The organism is Streptomyces sp. NPDC096013 (genome assembly GCF_044763565.1).
Lineage (GTDB): Bacteria > Actinomycetota > Actinomycetes > Streptomycetales > Streptomycetaceae > Streptomyces.
The window spans coordinates 293889-308673 of record NZ_JBIWGK010000006.1 but is presented as its reverse complement, the minus strand read 5'-3'; the positions used below and the strand labels follow the sequence as shown (position 1 = coordinate 308673).

Sequence of the window (14785 nt, the reverse complement as noted above, 5' to 3'; positions counted from 1 at the left end):
GTGCGCTCCTCTACGCTCCCGCAACTGCGGGCCCCTCAGATCGCCCCGTCAGGAAGCCTTGCTGGGAAGCCTTGTCGGCAAGGGCGATGATCGCGATGCTCTCCGGCTGGGCGACGGCCCGTCGTCGGCCGTCCGGGTGCAGGGCCGCGACCGGCCACCCCCGTCGTGACATCGACGAGCCGCGGGTGCCCGTACAACGAGACGACGAGACGACCTTGTCACCCCGGGGTATCAGGGCGCCGATACCGAAGCCGACCCGGTTGCGACGAACCCACCGCTTCCCGCCGAGCGACCACACGCCCAACTCCCGTGACCCCAGGGCGGGTTTCCCCTCACCCTCGCGGAACTCGCCCCCGGTCGCCACAGCCAGCAGGTCACCATCGAGCCAGCAGGCCGAGACCACCGCGGACTCGATGCCCGGCTCCGAGGGCAGCACACCAGGGCCGTCGAGCGCGGCGGGATCGGTCAACGCCCGCTCCAGATCGAAGACTTCGACGATCCCGTGCGGTGCCACAGCCACCCCGCCGACAACAGATGAATCCCATCCGGAGACACCGCCAGCCGCTAATGGAAAACATCCCTCACACCACGGTCGCCGCCGGTGAGCCGTTCTCCCGATTCCGCGTCCTCGATCCCCAGGACTTTGCGGAGCGCTTCGCGCGCCGCCCGCCTCGCGGTCGTGGAAGGCGGGCGGGGGTGAACCCGTGGTCCGTAGGGGGGCTGGGGGTACCCCCGATTCGGAGGGCAGTCCCATCCTTCCGCGCCGGGAGATCCGGTTGGCTGGTGATCGTCACCGACCGAGAACCAGAGCACCGGGGGATACGACCATGCAGATGCCGTCGTCGAAGATGGCCGGCGCCGCCGCGCTGGCAGCAGCCCTGCTCGCACTGGGCACACCGCTGGCCGCGACCGCCGCCACCGCCGGACACCCGGCGCCGAGCCCCTCCTACACCGCGAAGACACTCCAGCAGGACCTCGCGGCCGTACGGAAAGCCGGAGGCGGCGATGTGAACGTGCTTGCCAGGGTCGACGGAACAGGCAGCGCCCCGCTCATGGCCCGCATCGGCACCCGCACCTCCGGCTCCACGGACCCGGTCCCCTGGAACGCGCACTTCCGCGTGGCCAGCACGACGAAGACCTTCGTGGCGACCGTCGTCCTCCAACTCGTCGCGGAGAAGCGGCTGTCGCTCGACGACACCGTCGAGCACTGGCTCCCCTCGGTCGTCTCGGGCAACGGCAACGACGGCAGCCGCATCACCGTCCGCGACCTGCTCCGCCAGACCAGCGGGCTGTACGACTACATCGACGACCCGGCGATCCAGGACCGGCTGATCAACCACTTCGACGAGAACCGCTACAACGACACCCCCACGGCCGACCTGGTCGCGGTGGCGATGAAGCACCGGCCGCTGTTCGTGCCGCAGCCGGGCGGAGCCACCCGGTGGGCGTACTCCAACACCAACTACCTGCTGGCCGGGATGATCGCCGAGAAGGCCGGCGGCGCGAGCTGGCAGGACCTCGTCGAGCACCGGATCATCGCGAAGCTCGGACTGCGGAACACCTCCATTCCCGGGCTCAACCCGTTCCTTCCCGACCCGCATGTGAACGCGTATCTGACGACCGCCGACGGCAAGCGCCTCGACGTCACCGAGCAGAGCTACCAGCACACCGCCGACTCCGGTGTGGTGAGCACCACCGCCGACCTGAACACCTTCTTCCGCGCCCTGGCCGACGGTCGGCTGCTCCCCGCCGAGCAGTGGCGCGAGATGCGGCGGACCGTCGCGCGGAACGACGACCCGGAGGACGTGGCCGAGCTGCCCGAGGGCACCTACGGCCTCGGCCTCCGCAAGATGCCGCTGTCCTGCGGCGGCTTCTACTACATGCACGAGGGAGACGGACCGGGCGTCAACACCCGCCCCGCGGTGAGCGCTGACGGCAGGCGCGCGGTGACGGTCTCCATCACGACCACCACCGCACCGCCGGACCTCGCCGCCCTCAACCGCGCGACGGGCACCCTCGTGGACCACGCCTTGTGCCTCAAGCCCGCCGCGAGTTCGCCGAGGAGCTAGCCGGTCGTCGTCAGTCGGCGATCGGCAGGTACACCCGGTTGCCCGCCGCCGCGAACTCCTTCGACTTCTGCTCCATCCCGACCTCGATCTCCTCCCGGCTCCCGCCGTGCTCACGGCGGATGTCCTGGGAGATCTTCATCGAGCAGAACTTCGGCCCGCACATCGAGCAGAAGTGAGCGGTCTTGGCGGGCTCGGCCGGAAGTGTCTCGTCGTGGAACTCCCGTGCCGTGTCCGGGTCGAGGGCCAGGTTGAACTGGTCCTCCCAGCGGAATTCGAAGCGGGCGTCGGACAGCGCGTCGTCCCATACCTGTGCACCGGGGTGCCCCTTGGCGAGGTCGGCTGCGTGGGCGGCGATCTTGTAGGTGATGACGCCGGTCTTGACGTCGTCACGATTGGGCAGGCCCAAGTGCTCCTTGGGCGTGACATAGCAGAGCATGGCCGTGCCCCACCAGGCGATCATCGCGGCACCGATGCCGGAGGTGATGTGGTCGTACGCAGGCGCGACGTCCGTGGTCAGCGGGCCGAGCGTATAGAACGGAGCTTCATCACAGATCTCCTGCTGAAGGTCGATGTTCTCCTTGATCTTGTGCATCGGGACGTGTCCCGGGCCCTCGATCATCGTCTGTACATTGAAACGCTTCGCGATCGTGTTGAGTTCCCCGAGCGTCCGCAGTTCCGCGAACTGTGCCTCGTCGTTGGCGTCCGCGATCGAACCGGGCCGCAGGCCGTCGCCGAGCGAGTACGTGACGTCGTAGGCGGCGAGGATCTCGCACAGTTCCTCGAAGTTCTCGTACAGAAACGATTCCTTGTGGTGCGCGAGGCACCAGGCCGCCATGATCGAGCCGCCGCGCGAGACGATGCCCGTCTTGCGGTTCGCCGTCAGCGGTACGAACGGCAGCCGCACGCCCGCGTGGACGGTCATGTAGTCCACGCCCTGTTCGGCCTGTTCGACGACCGTGTCCTTGTAGATCTCCCAGGTCAGCTCCTCGGCGCGGCCGTCGACCTTTTCGAGTGCCTGGTAGAGCGGCACCGTGCCGATGGGGACAGGGGAGTTGCGCAGCACCCACTCACGCGTGGTGTGGATGTTGCGGCCGGTGGACAGGTCCATGACCGTGTCGGCGCCCCAGCGCGTCGCCCAGGTCATCTTGTCGACCTCCTCCTCGATGGAGGAAGTGACCGCGGAATTCCCGATGTTGGCGTTGACCTTCACCAGGAACCGCTTGCCGATGATCATCGGCTCGATCTCGGGATGGTTGACGTTGGCGGGCAGCACCGCACGCCCGGCCGCGATCTCCTCCCGGACGACCTCGGCGTCGACGTTCTCGCGTACGGCCACGAACTCCATCTCGGGGGTGATCTCACCCCTTCGCGCATAGGCGAGTTGTGTGACCGCCGTACCGTCACGGCCTCGGCGCGGCTGACGGGGGCGCCCCGGGAAGACCGCGTCCAGGTTGCGCAGTCCACCGCGCGGTGAGGTGTGCTTGATCCCGTCGTCCTCGGGGCGGACGGGCCGGCCCGCATACTCCTCGGTGTCGCCGCGGGCGATGATCCAGTTCTCCCGCAGCGGCGCCAGTCCCCTGCGGACATCGGTGTCGACGAGCGGATCGGTGTACGGACCCGAGGTGTCGTACAGCGTCACCGACTCCCCGTTGGTGAGATGCACCTGACGGACCGGCACCCGTAGATCGGGGCGCGAGCCCGCGACGTACCCCTTGTGCCAGCCGATGGACTTCCCGGCCTCCGTGGGCTGTTCGGCCCGAGCGGACTTCTCGCCCGGAACGGGCTGTTCGTCCTGGCTGGAGGCAGGCGTGCGTACGTCCTTGTTGGTCATGAGACCTACTCCCTACGCCGGCATTACCCGGTAACAGGTTCGGCGGTCGACGCAGCGGCTTCCGTCAGCCGATGTTTCATGTGAAACATCACTCGATTCAGGTGACGTTTCCCGTGAAACATCGCAGAGACGAAGGTCAGCGCCCTCTCAGCCCGGTGCTCCGAGCTCCCGCGTGTGCAAAGGTGCCTCCACGCTAGCGCCATAAGTGGCGCGGTGAACAGTGGGCCTCCGGCGTTCTTGCGATGATCGGGCGGTGACCACGACATCGCAGCCCCCGTATCCGCCGACCGGGCCGCCCCATGGCCACGACCATGGATCCGGCGACGACCGCGATTCCGGGCACGACCACGGACCGGGCGGGGACGGCGGGCACGGTTCCGGTGCGGCCGGTGGTCACGGTTCCGGTGGAGGCGGTGGGCACGGTCACTCGCACAGTCATGGACCCGCCGCCCCCGTCTCCCGGCATCTGCGGAAGGTCATCGCGGCGATCCTGATCCCGTTCACGGTGGCCGTCGTGGTCGGCATGGTGGTGCTGTGGCCAGGCGGCGCCCCCTCGCACAAGCGCACCGGCGTCGGCTTCGACCGGCAGACCCAGCAGGCGACGGTCACCAAGGTCGTCAGCGTGAGCTGCGCGTCGGTGAACGCATCGGGCGGGGGCTCGACCGGGGACACCTCCACCGCCGAGGGCTCCTCTGCGGCACAGGAAGCGGCAGGCACCTGCAAGAAGGCCACGGTCACGGTCTCCACCGGCAAGGACAAGGGCCGTACGTTCACGGAGATCGTCCAGCCCGACCAGTCACGGCAGTTGCATCAGGGCGAGAAGGTCGTGGTCGCGTACGAACCCTCGGCGCCCAGGGATCTGCAGTACTCCGTCACCGATGTGAACCGTAAGTTCCCGATGGCGCTGCTCGCCGGGATCTTCGCGCTGGCCGTCGTGGTAGTGGGCCGGCTGCGCGGTGTCATGGCGCTGATCGCGCTGGCCATCAGCTTCATGATCCTTAACTTCTTCATCCTGCCCGCGATCCTGCACGGCTCGAACCCGCTGATCGTGGCGGTGGTCGGATCGAGCGCCATCATGCTGATCGCCCTCTACATGTGCCACGGCCTGTCGGCCCGTACGTCCGTGGCGGTGCTCGGCACCCTGATGTCACTGGTGCTGATCGGCATCCTGGGCTCGGGGTTCATCGACTGGGCCGCGCTGACCGGCAACACGGACGACAACACGGGCCTCATCCACGGGCTGTACCCGTCGATCGACATGAGCGGTCTGCTGCTCGCCGGCGTCATCATCGGTTCGCTCGGCGTGCTCGACGATGTGACGGTCACCCAGACATCGGCGGTCTGGGAGCTGCACGAGGCCAACCCGTCGATGGGCTGGCGCGGGCTGTACCGCGCCGGCATCCGCATCGGCCGCGACCACATCGCGTCCGTCGTCAACACCCTCGTCCTCGCCTACGCGGGCGCCGCGCTGCCGCTGCTCCTGCTCTTCTCCATCGCCCAGAGCAGCGTGGGGTCGGTGGCCAACAGCGAGTTGGTCGCCGAGGAGATCGTCCGCACGCTGGTCGGCTCGATCGGCCTGGTCGCGTCGGTACCGGTCACCACAGCCCTCGCGGCCCTGGTCGTCTCGGCGGACCGCCCGGGACGCGAGGCCGTTCCGGCGGGGGCGGCTGGGTCGGGGGGTGCAGCGGGTGCGGCAGGTTCGGCCGGCTCGGCTACGACGTCCACGGCGGCGCCGAGCGCCAAGCCCGCGGCAGCACGTGGCGGGAAGGGCCGACGCCGTAAGCACTGAGGCGCTCCCCGCTCTGAGGCGCGGCAAGCCCTGGGACGGCGCCAGCACTGAGGCTCCGAGAACCACGCAGGCAGCCCAAGCCCTGAGGTCCCGCAAACCCTGAGCGCCGCAAGCACGGGACCGCATTGCACCCCGCCGCACTGCACCCCACTGCACCGCGCAACGCCGTGCCGCGCAACGGCGCACCCCGCAGCACCGGCAAGCGCCGCAAGCGGCGGGAACCGCCCCAGGAAGCCGCGCAGAAGCGTTACTGCGGAACTCCGGGCCCTGGGAGAACCTTTCGGGCCCCCGACGGGACCTCCAGGGCTCACAGCGCCTCACGATGCCTCACGGCGTCCACGGCGTCCAGGGCGTCCAGGGCGTCCAGGGCGTCCAGGGCGTCCAGGGCGTCCAGGGCGTCCAGGGCGTCCAGGGCTCAACGATTCCTGGACGGTGGCGAAGCGTTACGCCAGCTCCCGCCCCCACCACGGCGACGACGCGTCACCCCGCGCTCTGCTCCTCCGCCAGGATGCGGTCAAGCGCCTCGTCGAGGTGGGTGTCGAAGTCCGCCAGGGCGGCCTCCTGACCGAGCGGAACCAGCCGGTCGGTGCGGTCGAGGAACGCCACGAGCGGAGCCGCGCCGGTGCGAAACAGCGCCTGGTCGCTGCCCACCTGAAGCCGGATCAGCACCTCACCCAGCGTCTCGGGGTCGAGGGGCTCGATCCGTACGTCGCCCTCCCCGCACGCCATGCCCAGCCCATCGATCAGCAGCTCGCGACCGAAAGCCCAGGTCACCGGGGCGTCGCCCGGCAAATGGAAGGTCAGCCGCACGGCGTACGGATCGAACGTCTCATAGCCCAGCTCGACCGGGATGCGGAAGGAGAGCTCCTCGGAGACGAGGAAGCTCATCATGACCTCTGCCTGTACGGACTCGTGCATCGCCTATCCCGTCAATTGCCGTCGACTGGCTGGGAATGATCCCTGTGACACTGAAGGAATATTGCTGAACGTACACGTTAGATCACAAGGAGTAAGTTTTCAGATACTGATAGAGAGCGCGAGCGACCCCAGCAGCCTGCCGACCTCGGTCTGCAACTGCCGTGCCGCGGTGAGCAGTCGTCCGGCCTGATGCGAGGGCAGGGACATGGCCATCGTGGCCGCCGTGGTGCCGAGCGTGATCGGGACCGCTGCGCAGACCGTGCCCAGCGCGTACTCCTGACGCTCCACCACCAGCTCCATCCTCCCCATGCGTTCCAGGCGCCGCAGCAAGGCTTGGTCGTCGCGCACGGTGTACGGGGTGAGGGACCGCACGGGGTAACGGTCGAGGTGGTCGCGGCGGGCGTCCTCGTCCAACTGAGCCAGCAGACACTGGCCGATCGCGTGCGCGTGCCCCGTCTCACGGAAGTCCGCCCACTCCTCGACCGCCGGATTGCCGGGGGTGTCGGAGACGCAGAGGACCTCGATCTCGCCGTCGCGGTACGTCGCGTAGTACACCGGAACACCGATCGAATCCCGCCAACCTGCCAGCGCGTCGACGATCGTGCTGCGACGTTTCTCCTGCGCCCCGCTGCTGCCCAGCCGCACAGCCGCCTCCCCGAGGAAGAACAGCCCCTTGTCCCGCCGGAGATAGCCCTCGTGCACGAGGGTGCGCAGCAGGTGGTACGCGGTGGGGAGAGCGAGGCCGGTCTCCCGGGCCAGTTGCTTGGCAGGCGCTCCGTGCGCGTGCTCGGCGACAGATTCCAGCAGCCGCATGGCCCGTTGGACGGACCCGATGAGCGTGGCGGCAGACGGCTGCGGGTCGGCGACCCCAGCGCCGGCGACGGTCGCAGCGGAGCGTTGCTGCGGCGGTGCCGCGACGGGGCGGGATCGCGTGGCGGCTGTCATGGGTCGTAGCGGCGGGGTGACTCTGGCGGGGTGTAGCGGCGGGGCATCCATCACCGGTCGCGATTGCGCGGGAGCGGCGATGGGTCGTAGTTCCGCCGGAGTTGTCGCGGAACGAGTCTGTGTGAGGGCCGCCATGGGACTTGGCGCGGCGTCCGTTGCGGGGCGTAGCGGCGCACCGTCCGGCACCGGGCTGAGCTGCACGGGGGCGACCCCAGGTCGTAGCGGCGCGGCATCTGCCCCGGGCCGTAGCGGCGCGGCGTCCACCTCGGGTCGTAGCTGCGCCGGAGTAGCCAAGGAACGTGCCTGTGCCGACGTCACCCCAGGGCGTACCTGCGTGGAGGTCGCCACAGGTCGCAGCTGTGCGGGGATCGACACTGCGCGCGGCCAGGTGGGCGGGACCGGCTGGGTGGGGGGTGCATGGGGTTGTTCTACGGATGTGGTGTCAACCGTGGCCAAGGGTCACTTCCGGAGCGCGAGGGGGCGGCCCGTGCGGGGAACACGGGGAGGGGGTGCGCCGCTCGCGGGGTTCGTCCCCGCGAGGAGTTCCGGACTTTAACCGCCCACCACCGCCCGCAGACGCCCTGTCCGGGAAACTTCCCCCGGCCGAGGGAACCGGTGATTCCTGTTACCGATCACCGGTCGCCCCGCGGGACGTCACCAGTCGCCGCGCGAGGAGGAGCTCGACGTGAACTTCCGCACGATGTAGACCAGTCCGCCGACCAGCGCGACGAAGACCAGCACCTTGAAGAGCAGCCCAATGATGATGCTCACGACGGTCGCTATCAGACCGCCGAACACGACCAAGGCGATGACCGGCACCGCGACCCACTTCACCCACCACGGCAGTCCCGCGAAGATCTCTCGCATCGTCCTCGTCCTGTACCTCTCCGCCCGTCGCTCGAACCGGGTCCGGTCTGTGTCCGGCACTCCCGCACCGGATCTCTGATGTCCTGCTCTCGATGCTAGGGCGGGCGAAGGCCGAACGGGGGCCTCGCATCCCTTGTCCTCCCCTGACCGTCCCCCTAGGGAACCCTGAGACGCGGATCAGGCTTCCGGTGGAGACCGGGGGCTCCGGGAAGGGCCAGGCCCTGGAGGTTCAGGCCTCCGGAGGCGAGAACACCACCAGCACCCGCAGGTCCTCGCTGATGTGGTGGAACTTGTGGGCCACCCCGGCCGGCACATAGATCACGCTGCCGCGCGCCACCTGCGTGGTCTCCATGCCGACGGTGATCGCGGCCCGGCCGCTCACGACGAAGTACACCTCGTCCTGGTTGTGCGGCTGCTGCCGGTCGTGCTCACCGGAATCGAGCGCGTACAGGCCGACCGACATGTTCTTCTCACGCAGGAACTGCAAGTACGCACCGTCGTTGGCGGCACGCTCCGCCTCCAGTTCATCCAACCGGAATGCCTTCATCGCCCTCGTCCACGCTCGGAGTCGATCTCTTCTGTCACGATCAGACACATGAAGAATTTCCTAGTCAAGACGATCGCCAACGCGGGTGCCCTGGCGGTCGCCGTATGGATCCTCGACAAGATCACCCTGACCGGTGACAGCACCTTCAAGAAGGTCTGGACGCTGCTCCTCGTCGCCCTGGTCTTCGGCCTGGTGAACTTCCTGGTCAAGCCGATCGTCAAGGTGCTGACCTTCCCGCTGTTCATCCTGACGCTCGGCCTGATCACCCTGGTGGTCAACGCGCTGATGTTGATGCTGACTTCGTGGCTGGCCGACAAGCTCGACCTGAGTTTCCATGTCGAGGGCTTCTGGACCGCCGTCCTGGGCGGCCTGATCATCTCGGTGGTCTCCTGGGCGCTCAACGTCGTCCTCCCCGAAGGGGACTGAGCACGCGATGACGTACCGCGTCAGCTTCGTCTGCACCGGGAACATCTGCCGTTCACCGATGGCCGAATCGGTCTTCCGCGTGCGGGTGGCCGAGGCCGGGCTCGACGGGCTGGTCGAAGTCGACAGCGCGGGCACGGACGGCTGGCACGAGGGCGACGGCGCCGACCCGCGCGCCGTCGCCGTCCTGGAGGAGCACGGTTACGGCACCGACCACGTCGCCCGCCGCTTCCATGCCTCCTGGTTCGCCCGTCTGGACCTCGTCATCGCCCTGGACTCCGGCCACCGCAAGATCCTGCGCCGCCTCGCCCCGACCGAGCAGGACGCCGAGAAGGTCCACCTGCTCCGCTCCTACGACCCCGCCGCCCCCGATGACCTCGACGTACCGGATCCGTACTACGGGGGTCTGGACGGCTTCGAGGAGTGTCTTGAGATGGTGGAGGCGGCGAGCACGGGGCTGCTCGCCGCGGTGCGTGAGGAAGTGGAGGGACGAGCGGTATGAGTGATTCCGCGACAGCCGGAGGTAGCGGGAACGGCGCGGGGGACGGCACGCGCGCGGTGCGGGCGGGTCTGCCCGAGCCGGTGAAGTACGAACCCACGCTCCCCGGGCCGGTCTTCGCCGCGCACTTCCATCTCCCGGGCGAGGCGACGGGACCGTACAAGTACGGCCGGGACGAGAACCCGACCTGGACCCACCTGGAGCGCGCCATCGGCGAGCTGGAGGCGCCCGGGCGGGACGACGTCGAGACGCTGGTGTTCGCCTCCGGGATGGCCGCCATCTCGTCGGTGCTGTTCTCGCAGCTGCGCGCGGGCGACGCGGTCGTACTGCCCGCCGACGGCTACCAGGTACTGCCCCTGGTGCGCGAGCAGTTGGAGGCGTACGGCATCGAGGTGCGCACCGCGCCGACCGGCGGGGACGCCCAGCTCGACCTCCTCGACGGTGCCAGGCTGCTGTGGATCGAGACCCCGTCCAACCCCGGGCTCGACGTGTGCGACGTACGGCGGCTCGCCGACGCGGCACACGTGCGTGGGGCCCTCGTGGCCGTCGACAACACCCTCGCCTCGCCCCTGGGACAGCGCCCGCTGGAACTCGGCGCCGACTTCGCGGTGGCGAGCGGCACCAAGCAGCTCACCGGGCACGGGGACGTCCTCCTCGGATACGTCGCCGGGTCCGATGCGACGGCGATGGACTCCGTACGCCGCTGGCGCAAGGTCGTCGGCGCGATCCCCGGGCCCATGGAGGCCTGGCTCGCGCACCGCTCGATCGCCACGCTCCAGCTGCGCGTCGACCGGCAGAACGCCACCGCGCTGACCCTCGCGCAGGTCCTGCGCGACCGTGACGACGTCACGGGGCTGCGCTACCCGGGGCTGCCCGACGACCCCTCGCACAAGATCGCCTCGCAGCAGATGCGGCGCTACGGGTGTGTGGTCTCGTTCACGCTGCCCACGCGCGCGCGTGCCGAGCGTTTTCTCGACGCCCTGCGGCTCGTGGACGACGCGACGAGCTTCGGCGGAGTGCGGTCCACCGCCGAGCGGCGGGGACGCTGGGGCGGGGACGATGTGCCGGAGGGCTTCGTGCGCCTCTCGGTCGGCGCCGAGGACCCCGAGGACCTAGTGGCCGATGTGCTGCGTGCGCTGGACGAGTCGGCGCGGTGAGCGCTTTATGTACCGCCGGCCGGTGTCCGGCTCCGCACAGCGGACGGTCCGAGCCTCCCCCCTCGTGGCTCGGACCGTCCTCGGTTCTGCGCGCGAAGAACCGCGCGCACAAGGCTAGTTGACTCTGTGTCAGTGTCCAATCACAGTAGCGACAGAGACCTATCGACTTATTTATAGTTGGGCCCTGCCCGGGGCCGGAGGAAGGGTGGGGAAAGGAGCATGCGAGCCATGGACCTGGCCTTGTTGCGCACCTTCGTGACCGTGCACCGGGCCGGCTCCTTCACCCGCGCCGCGGCGCTGCTCGGCCTCTCCCAGCCGGCGGTGACGTCCCAGATCCGCACCCTGGAACGGCAGTTGGGCCGCCCCCTGTTCCTGCGCCAGGCCCGCGGGGTCACCCCCACGACCATGGGCGACGAACTCGCGCACAAGGCCGCGCCCCATCTCGATGCCCTCGTGGAGATCGCCGAGACGGGTCCAGACAACGACGCCTCGCTGCGGACCCTGCATCTCGCCGGTCCCCCCGAGTTCACCGCTGAGCGGGCCCTGCCCGCGCTCACCGAGCTGACCGGCGACGACGGCCAGGGCTTCGCGCTGCGGGCGTCCTTCGGGAACGCCGAGGAAACCCTGGAGGGGTTGGCCGCCGGACATCATGATCTGGCCATCAGTACGGCCCGTCCGCGCGGCGCACTGCTCACCGCGACGACACTCTGCGACGAGGAACACGTCCTTGTCGCCGCCCCGCACCGGGCCGAGCGGCTCGGCTCCGCGCAGCCCGGCCCCAAGGACGTGCCTGTCCTGGACGACCTCCCCGTGATCGAGGTCCACGAGTCGCTGCCCTTCGTCTCCCGCTACTGGGCCTCTGTCTTCGACTCCCGCCCGGCAGCCCCGGGCACCGTGATCGTGCCGGACCTCCGCGCGGTCCTCGCCTGCGCGATCGCGGGCGCCGGGCTCGCGGTGCTGCCTCGCTATCTGTGCGCACTGGCGTTGAAGCGTGGCGAGGTCGTCCCGCTCCACGAACCCGCGATTCCGCCGCTGCGGACGTATTTCCTGGTGGTTCGCACCGGCACTCTCGCGATGCCGCACATCGCCCGCGCCCATGAGTGGCTGCAACGGGCGGCCACCGACTGGGGCTGACCAGGCACTTTGTCGCCGGTCTGCGGCGAACCCGCTGGTTCCACGTGAAACATCACGCTCTGAACCGTCAAGGTCACGTCCCGCGATGTTTCACGTGGAACCAGCCGGGCCACATTTCTCCCATGACCGTCCGACCCGTGGTCAAGCGCACCGCACGTGCCGTGCTCCTCGACGGCGACGCCCTGATCCTGATCAAGCGCACCAAGCCCGGTGTTGATCCCTACTGGGTCACACCCGGTGGCGGTGTCGAACCCGAGGACACCACCGTCGTCGACGCACTGCACCGCGAGGTGTACGAGGAGCTCGGCGCCAAGATCTCCGACGTGGTGCCGTGCTTCGTGGACACCGTCGAGCACATCGGCGCGGACGCGGCCTCGACCGGCGTGAAGGTGCAGCACTTCTTCGTCTGCCATCTGGAGTCCATGGACCCGGCCCTGCGCCACGGCCCCGAAGTGGACGAGCCCCTCGGCGAGTACGAGATCGTCAGAGTCCCGTTCACCAGAGTCGGCATCGCGTCCGTCCATCTCGTGCCCCTGTCTCTACGGCACTATCTGGACGGCAACATCGAAGGGGTCCTCGCGATGCACGCCCCCGACCTGGGCTGACGCCTCCGGCACCGGGTCAGTCCCCGGTGACCACCAGCTCCTCGACCGAGTCGTGCCGTATGCGGTCCGAGGGGACACCGGCGTCCCGCAGGGCATGGACACCGCTGCGGATCATTCCGGGCGGGCCCGAGACATAGGCGTCGAACTCGTTCCAGGGCCCGTACGTGCGGATGGCGTCCGGGAGTTGGAGATGCGCCTGCTGGTCGATGATCGGCCGGACGGAGAGCCACGGAAGCGACTGCTGGAGCCGGAGCATCGTGTCGATGTCGTACAGGTCGTGGTCCGTGCGGGCGCCGTAGAACACCTCCACCGGGCGCCGTTCGCCGCGCTCGGCGACGTCCTCGACCAGTGCCTTGATCGGCGCGATGCCGGTGCCGCCGCCGAGGCAGAGCAGTCCGCTGTCGGTGGTGTGATCCACGGTCATCGAACCGGCCGGCGGTCCCATCCGGATGACGTCGCCGGGGCGGGCGCGGTGCACCAGCGCGCTCGAGACCCAGCCCGCGGGGACCGCCTTCACATGGAAGGTCAGCAGCCCGTCCGAGCGGGGCGCCGAGGCGAAGGAGTAGTGCCGCCAGATCCGTGGCCACCAAGGCGTCTCGATGCTCGCGTACTGCCCGGCGAGGAAGGGATACGGCTGGTCCGGGCGGACGGTGACCACGGCGACGTCCCGGGTCCTGAGGTCATGGGTGACGACCTCCGCGTGCCACCAGGCCGGGGCACGCAGTTCGTCCGCCGCGGCCGCGTCGATCATGACCTGCGAGATCGTCGTGTACGCCCGCACCCAGGCCGTCTCCGTCTCTGCGTCCCAGACGGCGGAAGCGTACTTGTTCAGCGCGCCGATGAGGCACTCACCGACGGCCGGGTAGTGCTCCGGCCGGGTGCCGTACTTGCGGTGCCCGCGACCCAGGTTCTGCAAGTACGCGACGAGCACGTCGGTGTTGTCGATGTGCTCGGCGGCGGTGAGCAGCGCCTTCAGCAGCCGGTCCCGCTGGGTGTCCATCGCCGCCGGGAACAACGACCGCAGTTCGGGGTGGCGGACGAAGAGCAGCGCGTAGAAGTACGAGGTCACCTTGTCGGCCACGGGACCGACTTCGGACATGGTCCGGCGGATGAGTACGGCGTCCGGGGAGGCCTTCTCGGTGGGGGCGGCAGTGGGGGCGGGCGCGGAGGACGGGCCAGAGACACGCTGACCGGGCACGCGGGCGCGAGCGGGCGGGGCGACGGTCTGCACAGAGGCGGTCTGCGCGGGGGCGGCCGGGGCGGCGGCGGCCTGTCGGGCGTGGGGCGGATGGGCCGCCGACGCGGGTGCGGATGCCGGGGGCTGGGCCGGAGGCATGGGCTGGGCGGCCGGAGCCGTGGCAGGGTTGCCGGTAGCCATGGGCTGAGCGCCCGGAGTCGTGGGCTGGGCGGGAGTTGAGGGCTGAGCGGGAGTTGGCGGCTGCGGGGCGGTCCCGGCTGACGGTATTCGCTCCTGGCCGGGCGCTACGCCCTGCCGGTCAGCGTGCCCGGCTGGATCGAAAGCCGCACGGTCGCTGCTGGGAGCCGATGAGGCAGGTGGAGCCGTTGAAGTCGGTGAAGCCGGAGGCGCCTGTGGTCCCGGCGAGGCCGGAGGTGCCGATGGAGCCTGCGAGGTCGAACTCTCCGTAGGCGGACGCTCTTTGTTTCCTCCGGCGGACCTGCGGACCGGGCGCATTACGGCGGGGCGTCGTCCCTCCGTCGTCTCACGTTCCGCGGCCGGAGGCGTCTCCGGCTGCTTGCGCGGAGTGAACCAGCCGCTTCCGCCGCTGCCCCCGGACGTGCCGTTGTCGGCCGACGTGGTGGTCGGAGCGTCCATGGTGTGCCTCGCCTCGAACATCTTTCGGTCGTTCGGCGCGCTTCCTCAGCCGGAAGCTGCCTGCTTTCCGCGCGGACGGCTTGCTTCTCCCCGTTCGATCAAGCGGCTGATACAGCCATATCCAACCCACATTCCCACTGCGTACGGACAAGTAAGGCGAGAGTGTG

Annotated in this window: 14 protein-coding genes and 1 riboswitch; of the genes, 7 read left to right on the top strand and 7 right to left on the bottom strand. The window is 69.3% G+C overall.

What is annotated here, in order from left to right:
- Positions 1-10: 10 nt before the first annotated feature.
- Entirely contained in the window at positions 11-520 is a 510-nt protein-coding gene (locus ACIRB1_RS22230; RefSeq protein WP_403466674.1) for a hypothetical protein, read from the bottom strand.
- Between the two features lie 307 nt (positions 521-827).
- Between ACIRB1_RS22230 and ACIRB1_RS22225 the strand changes: the two genes are divergently transcribed.
- On the top strand, positions 828-2069 hold the full coding sequence (locus tag ACIRB1_RS22225) for a serine hydrolase domain-containing protein (RefSeq protein ID WP_403466673.1): 1242 nt from the start codon (positions 828-830) through the stop codon (positions 2067-2069).
- A 10-nt stretch (positions 2070-2079) separates the two neighbouring features.
- Here ACIRB1_RS22225 and thiC read toward each other — a convergent pair whose 3' ends face one another.
- Positions 2080-3900: a phosphomethylpyrimidine synthase ThiC gene (thiC, locus tag ACIRB1_RS22220; protein WP_352179813.1), complete on the bottom strand. Its 1821-nt coding sequence runs from the start codon at positions 3898-3900 to the stop codon at positions 2080-2082.
- A riboswitch (TPP riboswitch) is annotated at positions 3893-4082 on the bottom strand. It overlaps the preceding gene by 8 nt.
- 71 nt (positions 4083-4153) lie before the next feature.
- Between thiC and ACIRB1_RS22215 the strand changes: the two genes are divergently transcribed.
- Positions 4154-5689: a YibE/F family protein gene (locus tag ACIRB1_RS22215; protein WP_403466672.1), complete on the top strand. Its 1536-nt coding sequence runs from the start codon at positions 4154-4156 to the stop codon at positions 5687-5689.
- A gap of 480 nt (positions 5690-6169) precedes the next feature.
- Here the strand turns inward: ACIRB1_RS22215 and ACIRB1_RS22210 are convergent, their stop codons facing one another.
- The 4 genes from ACIRB1_RS22210 to ACIRB1_RS22195 form a co-directional block, all read right to left on the bottom strand.
- Positions 6170-6607 (bottom strand): SsgA family sporulation/cell division regulator, encoded by a 438-nt coding sequence (locus ACIRB1_RS22210; protein WP_352179815.1) that lies wholly within the window; start codon positions 6605-6607, stop codon positions 6170-6172.
- A gap of 99 nt (positions 6608-6706) precedes the next feature.
- On the bottom strand, positions 6707-7552 hold the full coding sequence (locus ACIRB1_RS22205; protein WP_403466671.1) for an IclR family transcriptional regulator: 846 nt from the start codon (positions 7550-7552) through the stop codon (positions 6707-6709).
- A gap of 654 nt (positions 7553-8206) precedes the next feature.
- Positions 8207-8419: a DUF5326 family protein gene (locus tag ACIRB1_RS22200; protein ID WP_352179817.1), complete on the bottom strand. Its 213-nt coding sequence runs from the start codon at positions 8417-8419 to the stop codon at positions 8207-8209.
- Between the two features lie 229 nt (positions 8420-8648).
- Positions 8649-8966, bottom strand: a complete 318-nt coding sequence (locus ACIRB1_RS22195; RefSeq protein WP_033285768.1) for a cupin domain-containing protein — start codon at positions 8964-8966, stop codon at positions 8649-8651.
- Positions 8967-9014: 48 nt separating this feature from the next.
- Here ACIRB1_RS22195 and ACIRB1_RS22190 point away from each other — a divergent pair, with 48 nt between their 5' ends.
- The 5 genes from ACIRB1_RS22190 (at position 9015) to ACIRB1_RS22170 (ending at position 12784) form a co-directional block, all read left to right on the top strand.
- Positions 9015-9392, top strand: coding sequence for a phage holin family protein (locus tag ACIRB1_RS22190; protein ID WP_033285767.1), 378 nt, complete (start codon positions 9015-9017; stop codon positions 9390-9392).
- A 7-nt stretch (positions 9393-9399) separates the two neighbouring features.
- Positions 9400-9891: a low molecular weight protein-tyrosine-phosphatase gene (locus ACIRB1_RS22185; RefSeq protein WP_352179818.1), complete on the top strand. Its 492-nt coding sequence runs from the start codon at positions 9400-9402 to the stop codon at positions 9889-9891.
- Complete coding sequence (locus ACIRB1_RS22180; RefSeq protein ID WP_352179819.1) at positions 9888-11045, top strand: cystathionine gamma-lyase; 1158 nt, start codon at positions 9888-9890, stop codon at positions 11043-11045. The genes ACIRB1_RS22185 and ACIRB1_RS22180 overlap by 4 nt, the downstream gene beginning before the upstream one ends.
- Positions 11046-11273: 228 nt before the next feature.
- Positions 11274-12179 carry a LysR family transcriptional regulator gene (locus ACIRB1_RS22175; protein WP_352179820.1) on the top strand — a complete coding sequence of 302 codons (906 nt, stop codon included), beginning with the start codon at positions 11274-11276 and terminating at the stop codon, positions 12177-12179.
- Positions 12180-12301: 122 nt separating this feature from the next.
- Entirely contained in the window at positions 12302-12784 is a 483-nt protein-coding gene (locus ACIRB1_RS22170) for an NUDIX domain-containing protein (RefSeq protein WP_328830369.1), read from the top strand.
- 16 nt (positions 12785-12800) lie between these two features.
- Here ACIRB1_RS22170 and ACIRB1_RS22165 read toward each other — a convergent pair whose 3' ends face one another.
- Positions 12801-14618 carry a globin domain-containing protein gene (locus ACIRB1_RS22165; RefSeq protein ID WP_403466670.1) on the bottom strand — a complete coding sequence of 606 codons (1818 nt, stop codon included), beginning with the start codon at positions 14616-14618 and terminating at the stop codon, positions 12801-12803.
- Positions 14619-14785 lie beyond the last annotated feature (167 nt).